General features: G+C 36.7%; 24 protein-coding genes. 13 read left to right on the top strand and 11 right to left on the bottom strand.

The features are described 5' to 3' along the window. Nucleotides 1-4 precede the first annotated feature (4 nt). Together BXY75_RS12950 and BXY75_RS12955 are read right to left on the bottom strand one after the other, a co-directional pair. On the bottom strand, nt 5-349 hold the full coding sequence (locus BXY75_RS12950) for a four helix bundle protein (protein ID WP_121908185.1): 345 nt from the start codon (nt 347-349) through the stop codon (nt 5-7). Between the two features lie 47 nt (nt 350-396). Further along, entirely contained in the window at nt 397-933 is a 537-nt protein-coding gene (locus tag BXY75_RS12955) for a DUF1599 domain-containing protein (protein WP_121908186.1), read from the bottom strand. A 107-nt stretch (nt 934-1,040) separates the two neighbouring features. Between BXY75_RS12955 and folP the strand changes: the two genes are divergently transcribed. Both folP and BXY75_RS12965 read left to right on the top strand, forming a co-directional pair. Then, nucleotides 1,041-1,820 (top strand): dihydropteroate synthase, encoded by a 780-nt coding sequence (gene folP / locus BXY75_RS12960; protein WP_121908187.1) that lies wholly within the window; start codon nt 1,041-1,043, stop codon nt 1,818-1,820. A 45-nt stretch (nt 1,821-1,865) separates the two neighbouring features. Continuing rightward, complete coding sequence (locus tag BXY75_RS12965; protein WP_121908188.1) at nt 1,866-2,642, top strand: diadenylate cyclase; 777 nt, start codon at nt 1,866-1,868, stop codon at nt 2,640-2,642. Nucleotides 2,643-2,769: 127 nt separating this feature from the next. On the opposite strand, the gene BXY75_RS12970 is transcribed toward BXY75_RS12965, so the two are convergent. After that, entirely contained in the window at nt 2,770-4,533 is a 1,764-nt protein-coding gene (locus BXY75_RS12970; RefSeq protein WP_121908189.1) for an ABC transporter ATP-binding protein, read from the bottom strand. A 29-nt stretch (nt 4,534-4,562) separates the two neighbouring features. Then, nucleotides 4,563-5,312, bottom strand: coding sequence for a tRNA pseudouridine(38-40) synthase TruA (truA, locus tag BXY75_RS12975; protein WP_245962971.1), 750 nt, complete (start codon nt 5,310-5,312; stop codon nt 4,563-4,565). 198 nt (nt 5,313-5,510) lie between these two features. On the opposite strand from truA, the gene BXY75_RS12980 reads away from it, so the two are divergent. Continuing rightward, nucleotides 5,511-6,002, top strand: a complete 492-nt coding sequence (locus tag BXY75_RS12980; RefSeq protein ID WP_121908191.1) for a metallophosphoesterase family protein — start codon at nt 5,511-5,513, stop codon at nt 6,000-6,002. Between the two features lie 110 nt (nt 6,003-6,112). Here the strand turns inward: BXY75_RS12980 and BXY75_RS12985 are convergent, their stop codons facing one another. Beyond that, on the bottom strand, nt 6,113-6,523 hold the full coding sequence (locus tag BXY75_RS12985) for a DUF4293 domain-containing protein (protein ID WP_121908192.1): 411 nt from the start codon (nt 6,521-6,523) through the stop codon (nt 6,113-6,115). A 196-nt stretch (nt 6,524-6,719) separates the two neighbouring features. On the opposite strand from BXY75_RS12985, the gene rho reads away from it, so the two are divergent. Further along, nucleotides 6,720-8,414, top strand: a complete 1,695-nt coding sequence (gene rho / locus BXY75_RS12990) for a transcription termination factor Rho (protein WP_121908193.1) — start codon at nt 6,720-6,722, stop codon at nt 8,412-8,414. Nucleotides 8,415-8,621: 207 nt separating this feature from the next. On the opposite strand, the gene BXY75_RS12995 is transcribed toward rho, so the two are convergent. Then, nucleotides 8,622-9,461 carry a T9SS type A sorting domain-containing protein gene (locus BXY75_RS12995; RefSeq protein ID WP_170152894.1) on the bottom strand — a complete coding sequence of 280 codons (840 nt, stop codon included), beginning with the start codon at nt 9,459-9,461 and terminating at the stop codon, nt 8,622-8,624. Between the two features lie 235 nt (nt 9,462-9,696). Further along, nucleotides 9,697-10,590 (bottom strand): T9SS type A sorting domain-containing protein, encoded by an 894-nt coding sequence (locus tag BXY75_RS13000; RefSeq protein ID WP_147437281.1) that lies wholly within the window; start codon nt 10,588-10,590, stop codon nt 9,697-9,699. A 128-nt stretch (nt 10,591-10,718) separates the two neighbouring features. Between BXY75_RS13000 and BXY75_RS13005 the strand changes: the two genes are divergently transcribed. Next, a complete protein-coding gene (locus BXY75_RS13005) occupies nt 10,719-12,464 on the top strand; it encodes a M14 family metallopeptidase (RefSeq protein WP_121908196.1) in 1,746 nt (581 codons plus the stop codon). On the opposite strand, the gene BXY75_RS13010 is transcribed toward BXY75_RS13005, so the two are convergent. After that, entirely contained in the window at nt 12,432-13,055 is a 624-nt protein-coding gene (locus tag BXY75_RS13010) for an NUDIX hydrolase (RefSeq protein WP_121908197.1), read from the bottom strand. The genes BXY75_RS13005 and BXY75_RS13010 overlap by 33 nt on opposite strands. Nucleotides 13,056-13,062: 7 nt before the next feature. Between BXY75_RS13010 and pyrE the strand changes: the two genes are divergently transcribed. Next, entirely contained in the window at nt 13,063-13,704 is a 642-nt protein-coding gene (gene pyrE, locus BXY75_RS13015) for an orotate phosphoribosyltransferase (protein ID WP_121908198.1), read from the top strand. Nucleotides 13,705-13,775: 71 nt separating this feature from the next. After that, on the top strand, nt 13,776-14,168 hold the full coding sequence (locus BXY75_RS13020) for an SRPBCC family protein (protein WP_121908199.1): 393 nt from the start codon (nt 13,776-13,778) through the stop codon (nt 14,166-14,168). Nucleotides 14,169-14,527: 359 nt separating this feature from the next. Here BXY75_RS13020 and BXY75_RS13025 read toward each other — a convergent pair whose 3' ends face one another. Further along, on the bottom strand, nt 14,528-15,259 hold the full coding sequence (locus tag BXY75_RS13025) for a biotin--[acetyl-CoA-carboxylase] ligase (protein ID WP_245962983.1): 732 nt from the start codon (nt 15,257-15,259) through the stop codon (nt 14,528-14,530). A gap of 86 nt (nt 15,260-15,345) precedes the next feature. Between BXY75_RS13025 and rsfS the strand changes: the two genes are divergently transcribed. The 6 genes from rsfS to BXY75_RS13055 all read left to right on the top strand — a co-directional run bounded on the left by rsfS (nt 15,346) and on the right by BXY75_RS13055 (nt 20,140). Further along, complete coding sequence (gene rsfS / locus BXY75_RS13030; RefSeq protein WP_121908201.1) at nt 15,346-15,717, top strand: ribosome silencing factor; 372 nt, start codon at nt 15,346-15,348, stop codon at nt 15,715-15,717. Between the two features lie 14 nt (nt 15,718-15,731). Further along, entirely contained in the window at nt 15,732-17,681 is a 1,950-nt protein-coding gene (gene ftsH / locus BXY75_RS13035) for an ATP-dependent zinc metalloprotease FtsH (protein WP_121908202.1), read from the top strand. Between the two features lie 115 nt (nt 17,682-17,796). Beyond that, nucleotides 17,797-18,408: an LUD domain-containing protein gene (locus BXY75_RS13040; protein WP_121908203.1), complete on the top strand. Its 612-nt coding sequence runs from the start codon at nt 17,797-17,799 to the stop codon at nt 18,406-18,408. Between the two features lies 1 nt (nt 18,409). Then, a complete protein-coding gene (locus BXY75_RS13045; protein ID WP_121908204.1) occupies nt 18,410-19,237 on the top strand; it encodes a phosphatidate cytidylyltransferase in 828 nt (275 codons plus the stop codon). Beyond that, entirely contained in the window at nt 19,227-19,877 is a 651-nt protein-coding gene (locus tag BXY75_RS13050) for a phosphatidylserine decarboxylase family protein (protein WP_121908205.1), read from the top strand. Before BXY75_RS13045 ends, BXY75_RS13050 begins: the two co-directional genes overlap by 11 nt. Continuing rightward, complete coding sequence (locus BXY75_RS13055; RefSeq protein ID WP_121908206.1) at nt 19,874-20,140, top strand: acyl-CoA-binding protein; 267 nt, start codon at nt 19,874-19,876, stop codon at nt 20,138-20,140. The genes BXY75_RS13050 and BXY75_RS13055 overlap by 4 nt, the downstream gene beginning before the upstream one ends. 12 nt (nt 20,141-20,152) lie before the next feature. On the opposite strand, the gene BXY75_RS13060 is transcribed toward BXY75_RS13055, so the two are convergent. Beyond that, a complete protein-coding gene (locus BXY75_RS13060; protein ID WP_121908207.1) occupies nt 20,153-22,240 on the bottom strand; it encodes a M56 family metallopeptidase in 2,088 nt (695 codons plus the stop codon). A gap of 1 nt (nt 22,241) precedes the next feature. After that, nucleotides 22,242-22,598, bottom strand: a complete 357-nt coding sequence (locus BXY75_RS13065) for a BlaI/MecI/CopY family transcriptional regulator (protein ID WP_121908208.1) — start codon at nt 22,596-22,598, stop codon at nt 22,242-22,244. Nucleotides 22,599-22,648: the final 50 nt, after the last annotated feature.

The raw sequence follows: 22,648 nt of genomic DNA on the forward strand, positions 1-22,648 counted from the left end.
GGTATTATTTGCTTTTTATAATAATTGATGATAAAATTTTCTTCAGTTCTTCTGCTTCCTGAATTAAAGTATCAATTTCTGCATTATCAATATTCATTGACTTTAATAAACGCAGCCAATAAAGTGATTCTTTTGCCTCTTTTCTCGCTATTTTAAGACGATAGAGAAAATCTTTATCTCCTAATTTTTCATTTGCTTCTATATAATTTGCACCAACCGAACCAGAGGATCTTATTAATTGTTTTCCATCTTCAAAATTAGAAATTACCGATTTTAGTTCTTCTACCATAAATCGACAATTTCTTGCAAACACGAAAGTCCTCTCTTCTAAATCATACTCTTTTTTCAAACTAATTTTTTGTCATTTGGTGCTTTTAATTTGATATTTTTTATGAGCTATTCCTTCAAGTGAATTAAAGCGAAAACCGCGTAATTAATCATATCCTGATAATTCGCATCGATACCTTCCGACACCAACGTCTTTCCTTTATTGTCTTCAATTTGTTTAACACGTAATAGTTTCTGTAAAATAAGGTCGGTAAGGGAACTCACTCTCATTTCACGCCATGCCTCACCGTAATCATGATTTTTGTCCATCATGAGTTGTTTGGTAACTGAAACTTTTTCATCGAAAAGTGTCGTGGCATCTTCGAGCGATAGATCTGGTTGTTCAGCTACACCTTTTTCCAACTGAATCAAGGCCATGATCGAATAATTGATGATTCCTATAAACTCGCTTACCTGTCCTTCATCTACTTTTTGCTCTTTATTTTGTTGTAATCCGCGAATTCTTTGTGCTTTGATAAAAATCTGGTCTGTAAGTGAAGGAAGTCTTAGAATCCTCCAGGCACTCCCATAATCCTTCATTTTGTTGATAAACAGGGATCTGCAGCTTTCGATTACAGCATTGTATTGTTTCGATGTTTCGGACATTTCGATGTGTAAGATTTTGCGTAAATTTCGCTTAAATAAATCAGATTAAAAAATTGCAAACTCTCAATTGTAAAGGCAGCCTTATCGACCTATCGATTCCCCGAATTATGGGGATTATTAATTGCACTCCGGATTCGTTCTATGATGGTGGAAAAACCGTTTCAATACGTGAAATTGTAGCGCAGGCAGATAAGATGCTGAATGAGGGCGCTACTTTTCTGGACGTGGGAGGTTATAGTTCGCGTCCCGGAGCCGAGGATGTTTCAGAAGAAGAAGAATTAAAACGTGTAATTCCGGCGATAACGGCTATACTAAAAGCTTTTCCAAAGACACTTATATCGATAGATACCTTCCGAAGTGAGGTCGCAAAAAAAGCAATTGAAGTTGGTGCATGTATGATAAATGATATTTCGGGCGGTTTGGCAGATCAAAAAATGATGGAGACCGTTGCCGGATTAAAGGTGCCTTATGTGCTAATGCATATGAAGGGAACGCCTCAAAATATGGTAGAAAACACAGCTTATGAAAATGTCACTAAGGAGGTGTTGTTTTATTTTTCTGGAAGGATTTCTGAAGCCAGAAAAGCTGGTATTAATGATGTTATAATCGATCCCGGATTTGGATTTGCAAAGACCAGAAAACAAAGTTTCGAACTTCTGAAGCAGCTCGAATTATTTCAACATTTAGACCTGCCTATACTCGTAGGGGTTTCGCGAAAATCAATGATTTATAAATCGCTGGAATCAACGGCAGAAAAGGCGTTGAACGGTACTTCTGTATTAAATACTGTGGCTATTATGAAGGGGGCATCTATTCTGCGTGTGCATGATGTTGCAGAAGCGGTAGAGTGTGTACAACTGCTGGAAAACCTGAAAAACAACAGCTAATAATTTCGAAATTTTTAAAGTACATTTACATAAAACAAAGTCCCGTTGGAGTTTTTAGACATACGTATTATAGACATCGTTGATATCGTGCTAGTTGCATTGCTTCTGTACTATGTTTATAAATTAGTGAAGGGTACAGTGGCTATCAATATTTTTGTGGGAATTGTAATCATGTACGGGATTTGGAAGCTCACCGAATTGCTAGAAATGGAGTTGCTTAGTAAGATTCTGGGCGGATTTTTAGGAGTTGGAATGTTTGCCCTTATTGTTGTGTTTCAACAGGAAATTCGAAAATTTTTGTTGATGTTGGGTTCTACAAATTTTAATGCCCGACGACGTTTTTTTAATAAATTCAAGTTGCTTTCGGATGACAATACTCCAATAACAAATATCAAGGCAATTATTGAGGCCTGTAGAAAGATGTCGTCTTCGAATACCGGGGCCTTAATCGTATTAAAGCGTAATAACAGTCTCGATTTTGTGAAAAACACTGGTGATACCATGAGCATGGAGGTGAATCAGCCTATAATTGAAAGCATTTTTTTCAAGAATAGTCCGTTGCACGATGGTGCGATGATCATTGAAGATATGGAGATAACGGCAACGAGAGTTATCCTGCCTGTTTCAAACGATAGAAAGATTCCTTTACGGTTTGGATTGCGACATAGAGCAGCTGTTGGTATAACTGAAAAGACCGACGCCGTATGTTTGGTGGTTTCCGAAGAAAACGGACAAGTTTCATATTTGAGAGATGGGGATTTTGTGTTATTCGATGATCTGGAAGAACTTCACGAGATCTTAAACAAAGACTTAACCGCCTAATATCAATTGTTAAAACTCTCGGAAGGAGCTGTTTCTCAACGATAAATATTTTGCCAATCGTGGTGCCAAGATTATTGAAAACAGACTGACTTTGGCTTTTCTTTTTTCTGAAATGTATCAGAGTTCCTTAGATAGCTTCTTCGGTCATAAATTGGACCTCGTAAAGATTTCGGTAAAAACCTTCTTCTTTTTTAAGTAGTTCTTTATGAGTTCCGGATTCTACAATTTTCCCTGCATCCATAACGAGAATTTTATCAGCTTTTTTAATGGTAGCCAATCTATGTGCAATTACGATAGAAGTACGGCCTTTGGTAATTTTTTCGGTTGCTGTTTGAATCATTTCTTCGGAATAGCTATCTACCGATGATGTAGCTTCATCCAAAATTAGAATACTAGGTTTACTAACATAGGCTCTTAGGAAAGCTATCAACTGCCGCTGCCCTGAAGATAACATGGAGCCTCGTTCTTTCACATTATAATGATACTTTCCGGGGAGCGAATTGATAAATCTATCAACGCCAATTTCCTTCGCAGCTGCAATCACTTCTGCCTCTGAAATTGAAGGATCGTTGAGGGTAATATTATTAAGAATGGTATCGGCAAACAGAAAAACGTCTTGTAGTACCACTGCGATATTACTTCGTAAAGAATTTAGATTAAAATCCTTTATTGAGGTATTGTCTATTAAAATGGTACCGCTATTAATTTCGTAGAAGCGATTCAATAAATTAATAATGGTCGATTTTCCAGCTCCTGTGGCACCTACAATCGCGATGGTCTCACCAGGTTTTACCGTAAATGAAATGTCTCTAATTACCTCCTCGTTTTCAATATAACCGAATCGAACATTTTTAAATTCAATCTCTCCATTGGTGTTTTCCAAAAGCTTGTCGCCTTCATCAGCGATGTGTGATTTAGTATCGAGAATTGCAAAAACACGATTCGCAGCCACCATTCCCATTTGTAGGGTATTAAACTTATCGGCTATCTGACGAAGCGGTCTAAAAAGCATCTGCGCCAATTCTACAAAGGCAACAATAAGTCCGAGGGTGATGACACCTCCTTCAGCAGCATTTAGACCGCCATACCATACTACCAATCCAATTGCGACTGATGAAGCCATTTCGGCAATAGGAAAGAAAATTGAGTTATACCAAACTGTTTTTACCCAGGCCTTTTTGTGTTTTTCGTTTATTTTTTTGAATTCAGCGTATTCAGTTTCTTCCCGTGTAAAAATCTGAACGATCTTCATTCCTGTGATTCGTTCTTGCACGAAAGAATTGAGATTTGCCACTTGATTTCTAACATCTTCGAATGCTACTTTCATAGCCCGTTGAAATACACGCGTAGCATAAAGAATTAGTGGTAAAATAATAAATACGATTAATGCAAGTCTCCAACTCTGATAGAGCATAAATCCGGCGATCACTGCCATTTTCAGCAAATCACTAATAATCATAAATAATCCTTCACTAAAAATACTAGAGATGGTTTCTATGTCATTTACTGCCCTGGTGGTAAGCCTACCCACCGCACTCTTGTCGAAATACTGCATTTTAAAGCTGGTCATAAGTTTGAAGAGCTTTACTCGTAAATCGTTGATTACATTTTGTCCAAGCCAGTTAGCATAGAACACAAAGGCAAATTGAAAAAGGACCTCTAAAAATAAAACGCCCAGCATGAGAGAGAGGAAGATGAAAAAACTTTCACCATCTCTTGGGAGTATGGATTCATCAATCGCGCGCTTCAATAAATATGGTCTAAGAATGGCAAGGCCGGACATTACAATAGCTGCGAATGCGACAAAATAAAATGTCTTACGATACGCATTTGTAAATGCAAGTAACCGTTTAAAAAGTTTAAAATCGAATGCGTTTCCTGATGCTGCCATATTACTCACTGCCCGAGCAGAGATTTCTTTTATTTTACTATAAAAATGTCTTTCGGATATCCTACTTCCATAAGGTACAATCCGTGTGCCGGCGCAGAAGCACCTGCCTTGGTTCGGTCTTTACTTTTAAGAATTTCAAGGAAATCTACAAAAGTTGTTTTGCCAAAGCCCACATCCAATAAGGTGCCAACGACTGCCCTTACCATATTTCGCAGAAAGCGGTCTGATGTAATGGTAAAGCTAAGCCTGTTTCCATTTTCCTCCCAAATTGCTTTGGTTACTTTACAATTATACGTTTTTACATCTGTATTGGAACGTGAAAAGCATTGAAAATTTTGATGGCTCAATAGTTCATTAGCAGCCTCATTCATTAAGGCGACATTGGGTCTACGATGTAGTTGATGTGCCAAACCTTCGGAAAAAGGATCTTTTTGAGTAGAGATGATATACTCATAGGATCTTTCTGTCGCATGAAATCTTGCGTGGGCATCTTCTCTTACGGCAAGTATATTTCTAACTGATATATCCTTCGGAAGAAAAGAATTTAGCCTGAACGTTAATTCTGAAGCATCTTCAATAGTATCGAAATCAAAATGAGCATATAATTGTCGGGCGTGAACACCTGTATCCGTCCTGCCGGCTCCAATCACTTTAAGATCTTTCCGAAGCAAAGTAGATAAAGCTTTTTCAAGTTCTTCCTGTACAGAGATAGCATCAGGTTGCATTTGCCATCCAAAATAAGAAGTTCCATTATAGGCTATTTCAATAAAATATCTCAATTGATTAAATTTGATTTGCAAAATTACTAAGTTCTCGATACAATCCCGATGAAAAATTGGGATTACTCGAACTGACGAAGGTAAATTATGATATTTTTAGTTCGTTTCATATAAAATGAAACTCATTAGAAGTTACTATCTGGATTTAATTAGTATGAAACTTTGTAACTTTGAAACAACTAAACTAATGCTTCAAAATTGACGAAAATCCTACTTCTTAGCGACACACATAGTTTCATTGATGAAAAGATTCTCAAGTATGTTAAACAAGCCGATGAGGTATGGCATGCCGGGGATATCGGGGATTTATCTGTAACCGACGCTATTCAGAAAATAAAGCCTTTACGCGCAGTCTATGGGAATATTGACGATGCTAAGGCCAGACTTGAGTTTCCACTAAATAATCGATTTTTATGTGAAGAAGTAGATGTACTTATCACACATATTGGAGGATATCCCGGCAGGTATAGTCCGGCGATACGTGAAGAAATCTATAGTAATCCGCCCAGACTTTTTATAAGCGGACATTCGCATATACTAAAAGTGATGAATGATAAAAAACGAGGCTTATTGCATATGAATCCCGGGGCAGTTGGTCTGCATGGGTTTCATAAGGTACGAACTATGCTTCGCTTTGAGATAGACGGAAAAGAGATTAAAAATCTGGAAGTAATTGAATTCAAAAGGTAGTTATTGACCTATGTGCTAATAGGATATAAGACATTAAAAGGGTGATGAAACAAAAAAAACCCTTGAAGATGGCATTCTTCAAGGGTTCGCACTAATATACTAAGATTGGTTTAACGTAGACGGTCCACAGATTTTACGAGATCCTCGTCCTTTTTAATGGCCTTATTGGCCAGCACTAAAAAAACGATAGAAATGATAGGAAGTAGCACCCCAATACCCTTCTCAGAAACCAAAGTTTCTCCGGATAATGTTAGCGACCTGTAAACGAAAACTCCCAGTAATACAAAGTTTGATATGATATTTAAACGATTGAGCACAAATTGTAGCTGTCGCTTCTTAAAAGTTAATATTGATATTATAGCTAACGCAATAGAAACAAATATTAGTATAAATACCAAAGGTTCGCTTCTATCTATGATGGTATTTCCTGAAGTATCTAAAACAACTGGAAACCAAAGGTAAAGGGCTCCCATGACCAGCGCGGAAATTAATAGATATATAGTTTGTATGCGTTGTAACATTCTTAAATGTTGTTAAAAGAAGACAAAAATACTGTTTCTTTTTAAAAATATAAATGTAGTATTTAATTTATTATTGTATTATTGTACAATCAAATCGTAACCAATTCAATCACGGTTACTTAGTCTTCGATAAATTTTCAGAACAATTTCATCTCCTCTAAGGAAAGAAAATATCAATTAACGTATTCTATTATAAATGTTAGAAATTTCAGAATTAAAAGTAAAAAAGCTACCTGAATTGCAGGAACTAGCGAAAACTTTAGGTGTACCTAAGTTTAAAACATTAAAAAAATTGGATCTGGTATATCAGATTCTCGATTATCAAGCTGCCAACCCGACAGTGGTAAAGGCGGCACTTCCGCAGGTTGAGTCCGAAGAGGCTCCTGCTCAAAAAGAAACTCCGTTGCAAAAAAGAGAGGCAGCTGCAAAAGCCAAAAAAGAAGCTGCCGATAAAAGTGCTAAGGAAAAAGAACCTCGCAGCCGCGAGCCTAAAAACGATAATCGACCTCAAAAACCGAATCCAAGACCCAATCCGAGAAAGAAAGTAGAGGAAGATAAGGCTGCTTCAACTCAGGAAAAAGGAACTGACGACAAAACACCATCAGACAGAACTCCAAAAGATTCAGATAGCAGAAAAGGTGGCAGAGACGGTAATACGAATAAATCGGATAACCGTAATAAACAGCCAAGAGAGAAAAAACAGAACAATCCGAAGGAAAATCGTAATAACGGAAATAAGGATTCCCGAAATAGATATCGCGAACCGGATTTCGAATTTGATGGCATCATTGAAAGTGAAGGTGTTCTCGATATTATGCAGGACGGTTATGGATTCCTTCGTTCTAGTGATTACAATTACTTATCATCTCCCGATGATATTTATGTATCTCAGTCGCAGATTCGATTATTCGGATTAAAAACTGGAGATACCGTATTGGGAGAAGTACGTCCTCCTAAAGAAGGAGAAAAGTATTTTCCATTAATTAAGGTTAGTAAAATAAACGGGTTGAATCCAAATGTTGTACGTGACCGTATTTCATTTGAACACTTAACACCATTATTTCCGGATGAAAAATTCAATTTAGCAGATAGACAGAGTACAATTTCCACAAGAATTATTGATCTATTCGCTCCTATAGGAAAAGGACAACGTGGTATGATCGTGTCTCAACCTAAAACAGGTAAGACTATGTTGCTTAAGGATATTGCTAACGCAATAGCGGCCAATCATCCAGAAGTTTATCAGATTATTCTTCTAATTGACGAACGTCCAGAGGAGGTTACAGATATGCAGCGTAATGTGCAAGGTGAAGTAATTGCGTCAACTTTTGACAAAGAACCATCTGAGCATGTACGTATTGCAAATCTAGTAATCGATAAGGCTAAAAGACTAGTCGAATGTGGACATGATGTAGTGATCCTTTTAGACTCAATTACACGTTTAGCTCGTGCTTACAATACGGTACAACCTGCTAGTGGTAAAATATTAAGTGGGGGTGTAGATGCAAATGCATTAAACAAACCAAAACGTTTCTTTGGAGCGGCTCGTAATATTGAAAATGGCGGATCACTTACTATTATCGCTACGGCACTTACAGAAACCGGATCTAAAATGGACGAGGTAATCTTTGAAGAATTTAAAGGAACCGGTAATATGGAGCTTCAATTGGATCGTAAAATTTCGAACCGAAGAATCTTCCCTGCTATTGACCTTACGTCTTCAAGTACACGTAGAGATGATCTTCTCTTGGATGATAAAACAATTCAAAGAATGTGGGTAATGCGTAAATACCTAGCAGATATGAACCCTGTTGAAGCAATGGAATTTATTAACGATCGCTTTAAGCAAACTAAAAATAATGAGGAGTTTCTAATATCAATGAATAGTTAGAGACAGAATAAACTTAAATAGTAAAAGCCCCGCTTGATGATTCAAGCGGGGCTTTTTTGTATTGATTATTTTAATTTATTGACTTATTACTATTTTCCGGGTTAGTGTTCCGGTTGAAGTTTTAAGTTGTTGCCTGAGATATATTAATAAAAAAAGCCTCTGCTGAGAAACAGCAGAGGCTTTAATAAGAATTGTAATTACTATAATTTAGTTCTTTACAACTTTCTGAGTAAGAGTACCAGCAGTTGTGTTAACAGATAGGATATAAACACCTTTTGCTAATGCAGCAGTATTCATAGTTCCGTTGTTAAGAGCAACACCTGTGTTTTTTCCTAATACATCATATAATACAGCAGCAGTTACTTCAACAGTAGAAGGAACAGCGATGTTAAGTACATCTGTAGTTGGGTTAGGATACACAGCAACTTGAGATAATAATACGTCATTAACTCCAAGTGGAGCATCAACAGTTACATTCATAATGAAATCGTCAGGAAATCCACCACCAACAGCTTCAGTTGGAGTAGGTACAGTAATACCACAAGCAGCAGAAGAAAGGTAAGAAGGAGCAGTTTCTCCTAATGTATTCTGACCGATACGGAAATTAACCGCAGCATCATTATCATAAAGTTCCATGATGATTTCTGTTGAAGGGTCAACATTGAAAGGTGTGTCTAAAAGTACAGTTAAAATTGTACCAGTATCACCTTCTACTACAGGAACTGTTTGAGTAGATACTAAAGTAAAAGTACCTGCTGGGAAAACATCATCTGATGTATAAAGATTCAATAGAACAGTAAACGGAGCCGCAGCACCATTTGCAGAACCTACTGCAAATTCTACTGCAGTTACAGCCATGTCGCCTGTTACTCCAAAATCTGCAGGAGTATAAGATCTCCAAAAGCTATTTTCTGTAGCCGTACCACCAGCTGCACATGCAACACTACCAGTAATGTCTGTTTGATCGGTTGAATGCGACATTGTAGTTTGCGCGTTCATTAAAGTTGTTGCAGCAAATGCCGCAAGTAATAAAGTAATTTTTTTCATATCTAAATTTTTTAAATGAGGCGCTAAGTTATAGAAATATGACAGTACAATTTGCTTGAAACTTGCCAAAAAAGCCTTTAACATATTTATCTAATCTACATATTTCAGATATTCAGTTATTTAAGAGGTGATTTTAACATGAATTTAATAAAAATCGCGATTCTAACAATAAACCCAATAAAAAAGTCCCTACTCATTTCTAAGCAGGGACCTTAATTTCGTAAGTATTTTATACTTAGTTCTTTATAATTTTTTTAGTCACTGTGCCTTCAGAAGTAGTCACAGATAAAAAGTATACTCCTGCGACTAAGTTCGAAGTGTTCATTGTACCTTCAAATAGCTTTGCACCCGTATTTTTTCCGAGGACATCGTATAAAGAAGCACTTTTTACAGAAATACTCTCTGGTAATTGAACAGTAAGGATATCTAGAACCGGATTTGGGAAAACGGTTACTTTATTAGACGTAAACTCATTTGTATTTAGCAGAATATCACAATCTCCAGACCAGATGTAAACTCCGTCTAAGTTAGGGCTGGGCTTAGACCAACTGCCATTGAATTGTGCAATAGCTTCTCCATTTGCAGAACTTGAGGTCGCTACCCAAAACACGTTTGGTGTCACGTTTCCATCGGTAGCAATAAGTTCTACCCAGTATTTGGTTTCAGATCCCGATTGTCCATTAAATACAAAAGGAGCAAGGTCTAATATAATTTCGTTTACATCGTAGCCAAAATTGGCGCCAATTACAGTTTGTGAAGTGGGTACTACGCCTACTTCAGTTCCAATAATAGAACCTGGCAATCCCGAAGCATCGTCGTAATATCTTACTTCCACATCAGTAATTCCATTATTGGCAAAAATGCTAGCCGTAATTTGGTTTAGCGTGAAAATTTCATCGGCTGCTACGATAAGGTCGTTAGCTGCAAGTATGGACGATGAAGAAGAACAGTTGAAGCCTTCTTCATAAGTTCCATCGTTAGGGTTTTCTTCCGAGCAGGGAGCAAGATTTTGTTGGCTGGTTGCCGAAAATATAATAGGTGCGTTGATTCCCAATTCGCTAATTCGAGATTGAGAGAAAACGGTTGCAAGTGTGCAAAATAAGGCACCGATAAGCGTAAAATTTTTCATAGTAAATTTATTTTCTTTGAGTATTTTTAATTGCTTCTCAAAGCTGGGCAAAGATATAAAAGTAATGTCAATAGAAAGGAGATATAAAGGCTATATCGCGGAATCGACTATATTTGTTTAAAAAATTAATGAGACAGCTTTTAATTGTTTGCTTCGGTTTCTTTCTTTTTTCTTGTACTTCGGAAAAAAAAGAGCAGGATTATAATTTTGAAACGGTTTTTGAATCTTCTGAAGGTACCGAGACAGCCACTTACAGCGAGGTGATCGAGTTTTACACACAACTTGCCGAAGCCAATACGTCAATAGCCATGTACACCATGCACAAGACAGATTCCGGTGAACCTTTGCATTTAATCACCTTCAATCCCGATCGTAGTTTTGAATCGGAATTTTCCGAAGCAAACAGAAAAAATGTACTCCTTATTAATAATGGAATTCATCCGGGAGAAAGTGATGGAATTGACGCATCTATGCTTCTTATGAGAGACTTGGCAAATGGAAAAATCGCAGCGCCGGTAAATACACTTGTCGCTGTGATTCCTGTGTACAATATTGGCGGGGCTCTAAATCGGAATAGCACGACAAGGACCAATCAGAACGGTCCTAAAGAGTACGGTTTTCGAGGAAATGCCAGAAATTATGATCTAAACAGGGATTTTATAAAAGCCGACACTAAAAATGCAAGAGCTTTTACACACCTTTTTCGGACTGTAAATCCTGATCTTTTTATAGATAACCATGTAAGTAATGGCGCCGATTACCAATATGTGTTAACGCATCTTTTTACGCAGCATAATAAATTGGGAGGTGCCTTAGGAAATTATCTTAGCACCTCGTTTAGACCGCAATTGGAGGATTCATTAAATGTAAAATCGTTGGATATTACTCCTTATGTAAATGTGTTTAACCGCACTCCTGATAGTGGTTTTTCTCAGTTTTTCGACGGGCCACGTTATTCCACCGGATATGCGGCATTGTTTAATACGTTGGGGATGATGGTAGAAACTCATATGCTTAAGCCTTATAAACAAAGAGTTGAAGGAACTTATGAGTTAATGAAGAGTTTTATTAGTATAGCCGATAAAGACGCTGATTTAATCAAGGAGATGAGAAAAAACGCAGCGTCGAATTTTAAATCCGGAGATTACTATGCTACCCAATGGAAAATTGATAGCACAAAAACCACAGTCTTAAATTTCAAGGGCTACGAAGGGACTATGATCCCAAGTGAAATAACAGCTTCGCAACGTTTAAAGTACGACCGTTCCAAAGCTTTTGAAAAAGAGGTTGTGTATTACAATACCTTCAAGGCTTCAGATAGTGTGAAGATACCATCTGCTTACATTATACCAAAAGGCTATTGGAATGTGTTAGAATTACTAAAACTGAACAAGATTGCGTATTCAGAAATTAAAAAGGATAGTACACTGGAAGCTGAGGTTTACCATATAAAGAAGTATGAAACGACCAAGGGTCCGTATGAAGGGCATTATCTTCACTATAATACGGAAGTTGATACTAAGACCGAGAATGTTGCGGTGCATCAAGGAGATATTATTGTGCAAACAGATCAGGCTGGGATGAGGTATCTTTTGGAAATACTGGAGCCTCAGGCTGTAGATTCATTTTTTAATTGGAATTTTTTCGATACAATCTTACAGCAAAAAGAAGGTTTCTCTCCCTATGTCTGGGAAGACCAGGCATTGACTTTCTTAAATGAAAACTCGGAATTAAAGTTAGAATTTGACACCAAGAAAGCAGCAGATAAAAGTTTTGCTTCGAATTGGTATGCGCAATTAGATTGGATTCATAAGCAATCACCCAATTACGAAAAGGCACATTTACGATATCCTATCATTAGGGTGTGGCAGTAGGTATTCTTTTGGGAAAAGAAGTTTGATGTTTTCGTACGAATCCTGTAATGCTTTTTGAGATTTCTCGAAATTCTTCCACTTCACTTTTTTTATCCCTTCGGAAGCTTCCGGAATTAAAGGCCCAGTATAGTCTGAATACATTTCATACCAATAAGTGATTTTGAGCTTGAATTTATCGTTTCGCTGAAAAACATGATAGGTTTTTTGTAAAAATCTTCTTACTTCAAGATTCTGTACTCCGGTTTCTTCGATGGTTTCTCGAATGGCAGCTTCTTCGTGGGTTTCCCCTTTTTCTACTTTTCCCTTCGGAAGGTCCCATTTAGAATTTCTTCGGATAAACAAGATTTCTTTTTTGCTATTGTAAACCATGCCGCCACCTGCTTCAACTACTGGGAGTTTTTTCCGAAGAAACAGCTCTAGTTTTTCAGCATTTTTATGGTAAATATTTACATATAGCAATTCTCCGTTGTTAATCTCAGCTATAAGTTTTTTGAACTTAACTTCCTTTAAAGGAATAGAGGTGTACTGCTTTCCAATTTTTTTCTCAGTTGAGAGAATGATGGGAATTTCTTTGACAAAAACTTTATACATTTGCAGTATGATATTAAACAAAGAGACGGCTCAAAAAACCGCCGAATTACTTTTGCAAATTAATGCAATTAAATTACAACCACAAAACCCTTTTACATGGGCATCGGGTTGGAAGTCTCCTATCTATTGCGATAACCGCATAACCCTCTCATACCCTGAGATTAGGAATTATTTAAGAGAGCATTTGTCAAATCAGATAGAGTCATTATATGGCAAACCTGATGCCATCGCGGGAGTGGCTACAGGAGCTATAGGCATAGGCATGTTGGTCGCAGATTATATGAATTTACCATTTTGTTATATCCGTCCTGAAGCGAAGGCGCATGGACGTCAGAATAAGATTGAAGGACATATCGAGGCAAATCAGCATGTTGTGGTAGTCGAAGATTTAATTAGTACAGGGAAAAGTAGTTTACTCGCAGTTGAAGCTTTACGTGAAGCGAATGTAAATGTAAAAGGAATGATGGCGCTATTTACCTATGGTTTTGATATAGCTGAAGAGAACTTTAAAAAAAATAATATAGAATTGCATACCTTGAGTGATTATGAAAACCTATTAATCCAGGCAGAACAAACTCATTATATATCATCGAATGAAGTAGAACTTTTGTCGCAATGGCGGAAGGATCCTGGCAATTGGAAGCCTTAATCATTTTAGTATATTCACATAAAAAGTGGCACGATCATAGCGTCAACCTTAACACACTAAAAAATTAATTTATGAAATTAAACAGCAATAAAGTAACCGTTCAAAAATCTGGAGCAGAATTATGTGAATTTTTGAGTGATGTTAAGAATTTTGAGCAATTGATGCCCGAATCAATTAACAAGTTTGAGCTTATTCGTGACAATGCATTTGTGTTCGGACTTAAGGGAATGCCCGAAATTGCTTTGGAAATAAAGGAAGTCAACTCACCTAATGAAGTAATCTTAGGAGCAATTAGCGATAAAATCCCTTTTACACTAACAACCAAAGTTGATGAAATTGATGACAGTAGTTGCAAAGCTGAATTCCTCTTTGACGGGCAGTTCAATACAATGATGTCGATGATGATAAAAGGACCAATAACTAAGTTTATTGCGACCCTTTCGGAAAATTTAGGAAAACTTTAGAAAGCTGGAAGCTGGAAGCTGGAAGTTGGAAGCTAGGAGAAAGAATGTAGAATAAAGAAGCAAGAAGCAAGAAGTTAGAAGAAAGAAATTGGTTGATGTTTAAATTTTTTAAGTTCGAGTGATTGATATTCGGCTTTTCGAACTTTGAAACTTTGTTACTCTGCCATTTTGGAACTACAAGGATTATTGAGAGCTTCTCGATACTATTTTAAGCTAGCTCCGCACCTTAAAATCACTCGAAGTGACAATCGAACTATTAATCCACTTAGTAAAATGGATCAAATTTTTAAATACCGTCAGTTCGAGTGATCTTTATGCGACTGTAAGGAGCATAAGATTGTATCGAGAACCAACTCAATTTAAAAAAGCATTTTAAGTTGTTTTAATTCGAACGATTTTATCTCTTCATTTTCTGTTTCCAGAAGTAAATGACCTGTACTATCCACGCCTCTTATTATTCCATTGAAGTTTTGATTACGCTGATCATTAAAAGCGGTCACTTTATCTTTTCTGAATAAGGAAGCTACGTAGGTGGCTTCTAAATTATTATTTTTCGAATATTCGATGGTTTCCAATTGCTTCAGAATTGCTTCAGAAACCAATTGTAAAATTTCTTCAAGGATAAAAGCTTTACCGGAAGCCAATTTCATAGACGATGCCTGTGGTAACTTATCAAATTCAGAATTGTTTACATTAAGTCCGACACCAATAATGGAGCTGGTGATATTTGTCCCTTCGATTTGGTTTTCTATTAAAATTCCGCATAGTTTTTTGGAGTATGACATTATGTCGTTTGGCCATTTTATAGTCATGACGGGAATATTAAGAACTTCCAAGGCGTTTTTCACGCCAATAGATACCGCGAAAGTAATGAGAGATTGATGCTCAATTTTAAGATTGGAAAATCTCTTGAAGATACTAAATGTAAGGCTTTGGCCATCCTTCGATTGCCAGGTAGATCCAAGCTGCCCACGACCTTTAGTTTGTTTCTCTGTAACTACTATGGTGTGGTCTGCCAAATCAATGGTTTTACTCATTTCTTTTAGGTAGGTATTTGTAGAATCGGTGGCACTAAGTTTGATTATCTTCACTATCAAAAAGAATGTATTACTATTACGTCGGCAAAGTACTTAAAGAAACAAAAAAGTAATAACTTTGCGCAAAGAAAAAAATGTTAATGTCGAAGAAAGAAAAAGGGACAGATCAACTTATTACACAAATTGTAAAAGGTATTGAAGAAGTTAAAGGACAAGATATTGAAATCCTAGATCTAAGAGAAATAGAGAACACTGTATGTGACTATTTTATCATCTGCAATGGTACTTCAAATACGCAGGTAAATGCGATTGTAAATTCGATACAAAAAACGGTAAGTAAAGCTTTAAAAGAAAAACCTTGGCATGTCGAAGGAAGTGACAATGCCGAGTGGATATTAATTGATTATGTTCACGTTGTAGTTCATGTTTTTCAAAAGCATATCCGCGAGTATTATGATATAGAAGGATTGTGGGGAGATGCAGTATCAGTAAAAATAGAAACAACTTATTAAAACAAAAAAGCCTCATGGCAGAAGGAAATAAAGATAAAAAACCAGAGATTAAGAAACCAAAATTTAGTGCATATTGGATTTATGCCGCTATCTTTTTAGTATTTATTGGGATTCAATTTTTTGGTAGTGGAAGTTGGGGACAGCCTCAAAAAACAACTCAATCTCAATTTGAGCAATTCTTAAGAGATGGAGATGTTGATAAAGTGATGGTTGTAAACCATAAAATGGCCAAAGTGTTTCTTACTAAAGATGCAAAAGCGAAGGCAATTCACAATGATAATAAAAACACCAACTTTTTAGCACCAGGTCCTAATGATCCGGACTATCAGTTTGAATTTGGAGACCTTCAGAATTTCGAAAACAACGTAAAAGAGATCAAGAAACAGGAAAACCTAAGTACTGTCTTAATCTGGAATACAGAATCCAATGTTTGGGGAGAAGTCCTTTTAGGATTACTTCCTTTCATCGTTATAATTGGAATATGGATATTTATTATGCGACGTATGTCGGGTGGTGGAGCTGGTGGAGCTGGAGGACAGATTTTCAACATTGGAAAATCTAAAGCCAAATTATTCGACGAAAAAGCAGATGTAAAAACATCTTTCAAGGATGTTGCCGGTCTGGAAGGCGCGAAAGAAGAAGTACAAGAGATTGTAGATTTTCTTAGAACACCCGATAAATATACAGCCTTGGGTGGTAAGATACCGAAAGGTGCATTATTAGTTGGACCTCCGGGAACAGGTAAAACACTTTTGGCAAGAGCAGTAGCTGGTGAAGCAAAAGTTCCTTTCTTCTCATTGTCAGGTTCAGATTTTGTGGAGATGTTTGTGGGAGTTGGAGCATCACGTGTTCGTGACTTATTTAAACAAGCAAAAGAAAAAGCTCCATCAATAATTTTTATAGATGAAATTGATGCAATTGGTAGAGCCAGAGGTAAAAACAATTTTTCAGGTTCCAATGATGAACGTGAAAACACCCTAAACCAACTGTTAACCGAAATGGATGGTTTTGGAACAAACTCTAATGTAATAGTTATTGCGGCCACTAACCGCGCAGATGTACTTGATAAGGCATTGATGCGTGCAGGTCGATTCGATAGGCAAATCTATGTAGATTTACCGGATGTGAGAGAACGAAAGGAAATATTTGAAGTCCATCTACGCCCTATCAAAACAGATGATTCGCTAGATCTGGACTTTTTAGCTAAACAAACCCCCGGATTTTCTGGAGCCGATATTGCCAATGTGTGTAATGAAGCAGCGTTAATTGCTGCAAGAAATGAGAAGAAGGCCGTAGATAAGCAAGACTTTCTGGATGCCGTTGATAGAATAGTAGGAGGTCTGGAAAAGAAAAATAAGATTATCACGCCAGATGAGAAAAAGGCAATTGCATATCACGAAGCAGGTCACGCTACAGTAAGTTGGATGTTAGAGCATGCAGCTCCATTAGTGAAAGTAACTATTGTCCCTAGAGGTCAGTCTTTGGGAGCAGCTTGGTACTTGCCGGAAGAACGATTAATTGTTAGGCCGGAACAAATGTTGGATGAGATGTGTGCTGCCCTTGGTGGTCGTGCTGCCGAAAAAGTGATTTTTAATCGAATTTCTACCGGAGCATTAAGTGATCTTGAAAAGGTGACTAAGCAAGCGAGAGCCATGGTAACCATTTACGGTTTAAATGATGCGATCGGAAATCTAACGTATTACGATTCCAGTGGTCAATCTGAATATGGTTTTACAAAGCCTTATTCTGAGAAAACCGCAGAGATGATTGATAAGGAAATTTCTAAGCTTATAGAAAGTCAGTATCAGCGAGCAATTGATTTGTTAGAGCATAACAAGGATAAATTAACAGAGCTTGCTAATGTACTTCTTGAGAAGGAAGTGATCTTTAAAGACAATCTTCAAAAGATATTTGGAAACAGACCTTTTGAGAAGAATGAAGATGAAAAAGTAATAACAACCTAAAAAAATAAAGTTTTGGATGAAGGTCCAAAACTTTATTTTTATCATAATGGTACTTCTGTATAGATTTTATATATTTGAAGTATATCGTTTATAAGAACCCCTCAATTAGTTATAAATGAGTCTGTTTAAGAGACTTTTAAACCCAAATTATAAGTCGGAAGAAAAGGCCAGAAAGGCCAAAGATTCTGAGCGTGGTAAGTATTATCCTGAAGAGAAATTACCTGTAGATGAGAAGTTTACTTATTGTTTTAACAAAAACGGTGGTAAGTTCCTTTACTGTGGTAATATGGAAGAAGTGTTGGAAGCCTTCGATAATATCTTACTCGAAAATGACTGGTACGAAAGAGATGTTTTTTGTATCAATGAATCCCTCACATCTCGATTTAACGGTTTTAATCTCAATTTTATTAAAAAACCCAACGCGACCTTCTTTCTTTCTACCTGTGAAGCATTAATTGGGAATAACGGTTCTATACTACTTTCATCTAATCAGATCAAAGAAAAGAACCTAAAGGAATTACCTTCAAATTTTGTCATTTTTGCCACTACCAGCCAGTTAGTTGAATCCATCAGTGAAGGGCTACGCAAGATTAAAAATCAAAGTACCAACTATATTCCAAGTAATATTACAACTATTCAGGACTTCGAAACTGAAAAAGAAAAGGACTTTATGAGTTACGGAAGTAGCACAAAAAACCTATATTTGCTGCTTTTGGAAGACCTATAATATGAAGGAAGTTATCGTGCGGACTATATCTGGTGTTTTATACATCGCTATAGTTGTCTTTTCTATGTTTACCTCGCGCGAGTGGTTCATGGTACTCTTTTTCTTCCTTGCAGCAATCACCTTAAGAGAATTTTTAAAGCTTATCCATTTAGGAAGCTATCTCGCTTACTTCTTGCTCGCAGCCGCACTCTACTTTTTAAGTTACGCAGTCTTTGATAAAAATGCTGTCTCACTTCTTTTAATTCTATCTTGTTTTGTGAATCTGTTTTTATTTAAGGATTTGCTATGGGTTAGTAAGATCCCGATGTTTGAAAAGAAGAAGTATATAGCCGTCATTTTCTACCTCATTAGTGGTTTCGTTTTTCTTACATTAATTCCCATGCACACAGGCGAATTTAGCCCCGACTATATTATGGGCGTATTCGTACTTATTTGGGCTAACGATACTTTTGCATTCGTTATTGGTAAGACTTTCGGAAGGCATAAATTACTAGAGCGAATTTCGCCTAAAAAGACCATTGAAGGATTTCTAGGCGGCTTAGTAGGCTCAATATGTGCCAGCTTGCTTATCTTTGAATACTTAAGTACTCATTATATCTCTACCATTGATAATAACGCTTTATGGATTTGGATCTCTCTAGCTGTAATTGTATCAGTTTTTGGTACTATTGGAGATTTAATTCAGTCCAAGTTTAAACGACAAGCCGGAGTGAAAGACAGTGGAGCTTTAATGCCTGGTCACGGAGGAGTTTACGACAGATTAGATAGTATAGTTTATGCGAGTCCATTTATATTTGCATTTTTAGAAGTTATAGAATATGTTTCATAAAGAAGGTTATAAAATAATTTTAATCGCATTGTCAATTTGTATTGTCATCACATTACTGATGGGGACTTTCGTTGAAAATGATACGATTCGCGGTATTGTAGTTGGAATTCTTGTGGTTTTTCTAATTTTGATATTGCAATTCTTCAGAAATCCAAAAAGAAATTTTATTGCTAATGACTCTCAGGTTTTATCACCTGTAGATGGAAAAGTTGTGGTGATAGAAGAAGTTTTCGAGAAAGAATATTTTAAGGAAAAAAGATTACAGGTTTCAGTATTCATGTCACCCATTAATGTGCATGTTACTCGGTATCCTGTGGGTGGGAAAGTAGTTTTTAGTAAATACCATCCCGGTAAATTCCTGGTTGCCTGGCACCCAAAGTCTTCCGAAGAAAATGAAAGAACAACTGTAGTCGTTAAATCTCAAGGATTTGGCGATGTACTATATAGGCAGATCGCAGGCGCAATGGCGAAACGAATTGTAAACTATGCCAAGGAAGGGCAGGAGGTTTCACAAGCGACCGATAGCGGATTTATAAAATTTGGATCTCGCGTTGATGTCTTTTTACCCTTAGACACTAAGATTAATGTAACGCTGAATCAGAAAGTGAGCGGCGGATTAACAGTTTTAGCTTCAAAATGACCTCTTCAGATCTAGATATTGCCTTTAACAACGCTGTTCAAAGTATAAATGAGCATACTGAAACCTATCCGGCCGATTTTTTACTGCGGCTATATGCGTATTATAAAAGAGCAACAAATTCAATAGATCAACCCAGCAGTAGCAATCCTTTAATCAGTGCATTTAAGACAAATGCGCTATTTCAGGCTAAGAATATAACTCCCGATGAAGCAAAACGATTGTACATCGAAGCAGTAAAACATTACTTCCTATATAGAAAATAATTGTGAAAGCTTCTAATTTGATCCTTTCATAACCGTGGTTCCATTATGTGACCCTACCGTTATCGTTCCTATAGCATTACCATTTCGATCGTAAGTGGATTTGGAAACCGATCCGTTATTATTATCTAACTTTAATTTTATTTTGGTAATTTCTCCGGCTTCGTTTCTTTTAAGTCCGCCGTACGAAAACGATATGCCATCAGCATTAAATTCATTCACCAAAGCATCCAGATCGGCATCACTGTCATCTTTTGTGATATGCTTTAAATGTTCGGGTGACAAGTTGGCTTGAGTCCGTTTTGAGTGCTTTTCATGCGCTTTCGACATTTTGTGAGTATGATTTTCATGCGCAACATGATCTCCACGCATACTATCCATTCTTGTTTGCATCTCCTTTTGACGCAGTTTCATCTCTTCTTTTCTAACTTCCATTTCTTCTTGCATCTCCTTTCTAGTCCCCTCATTACTGTCATTAGACTCATATCGCATCTCTTTTCGACGTTCATTAGCCTCAGTGCGCATTTCCTTTCTTTTCGCATTCATTTCCTCTCTTCTCTGGTCTAGAACTTCCTTTCTTTCTTCCATCATTTTTTCACGATCCTGCATTCTCTCTTCCATCGTCTCGTCGTTTTTATATGAATAATCGCCGTTACCGGAAGAACGTACAGAGATACTATTTCCATTAGATTGGATTACAATAGTATTTATGGGGTTGTCACTGTTTACCGAATAGTTTCCGGCATTGCCATTTGCATCTTTATAACTAATACTAATGGAGGTTATTTCGTTATTACTGTTGTAACTAACATTTGAATAGTCGAAACTGAAACCTTTACTTTCCAGGTCTTTCTTCATTGTTTCTAATTGTTCTCGAGTGGTTTCTTTACTTATAGTAAGCCTAATTTCTTGTGTTGCCATATTTTGAAATTGTTTATGGTTTTGCGCTGTCATTTCTCTTTTTTCTTCGGAAGGATTTTCTTTTTCTTCGGAAACTGCAGCTAGCAGATTGCTGTTTGGTTTTTCAAGAGTGGAAGCTTCAGAAGAGGTGATCTCTTTTTGTGGGATTTCTACTGAAGTATTTGTCACAGCATTCGAATTCCCTTCCATATCAGATAAGATTTTAGTCGAACTACTATCTGAAGCAGTTGCATCTTCTCGGTACTTTTCAACTTCTTTTACATTGAAACTCCATAAAAATACAGCTAATAGTGGCAGTATTGCTGCCAATTTCCAACTGTTGTTTCGATTTGATGTGTGTTTGTTTAACATAACGATTCGTTTTTTTACCTGTCCGATTGGTTTTCTTATTGCAAAAGATTTGCCAAAAATGCGTAGACAGGATATAGATTGATAAAAATTATTGGTCAGCGCCGGAATTGGTAAGGGTGATGAGTTCCTTACCAGGGCTAACTGATATTGTCTGGCAGACGAAACCAAAGGCACGGTTTTACGATCTGCAATAAATTCAAGATTATCGGTTATGGCACGTTTATAAGCCCATGCCAGCGGATTCCACCATTGAAAAACAAGCAATAGATGTACAATTAGGATATCTATTGAATGCCGTTCACCTGCGTGTATTTGCTCATGCTCAAGTATCATTGTAAGCTCCTCCCGCGAATGAAGTTTGGGATTATAAATAATATAATTGAAGAATGAAAAAGGAGCAATCATGTCTTTAGACCTGACATGTATACAGGTTCCTACGGCTTCAGAATCTTGTTTGTTTAATAGTTGAAACAACGAGAACAGTTGCTTAATAAAGCGAATTAGCATAATACAGACGCCAATGAAATAAATAATTAGAAATATTTGCCACCATTCAACTAAAGGTGTTGTGTGTTGTAATACATTTGTATTGATAAAAGCATCAGCTTCGGAAGTTACAGCAACACTTTTAGTGATAATTGGTTCTGGAATTTCAATATATATGGTTTTAATAAACTCCACAAAAGGAATAATCAAGGCAATAGGGATTCCTATTAATAAGAAGTGTCTGTTTGAATTGAAGAAGGTTTCCTTCCGAAGTAAAAAGACATAAATCAGATAGAATAATGCCAATACAAAGGCCGATTTTCCCAAGTAGATTAAAACTTCCATTTTATTGTTTTTTTTCGATGATTTCTAAAATTTCACGTAACTCCCCGGCGCTAATTTTTTCCTCCTTTGCAAAGAATGAAACCATGCTTTTGTAGTTGTTGTTAAAGAAACGTTTGCTGGCAGAATTCATGAATCCTTTTGCATAATCATCTTTACTAACTAAGGGAAAGTATTGATGTGTTTTTCCGAAAGCCGTATATGATACAAAACCTTTCTCTTCCAGATTACGAACAATGGTGGAAACCGTGTTGTAATGATTCTCGTTTGGTAGAATAGCTGCAATTTCTTTTACAAAAGCTTTTTCAAGCTGCCATAAAGCTTGCATGATCTCTTCTTCTTTATTTGTGAGTTGCTCCATAAATCAAAGTTATAACTATTTTTATAGTTATACAACTATTTTTATAGTTT

Origin of the sequence: Ulvibacter antarcticus (assembly GCF_003688405.1) — a bacterium.
Taxonomy (GTDB): Bacteria; Bacteroidota; Bacteroidia; order Flavobacteriales; family Flavobacteriaceae; genus Ulvibacter; species Ulvibacter antarcticus.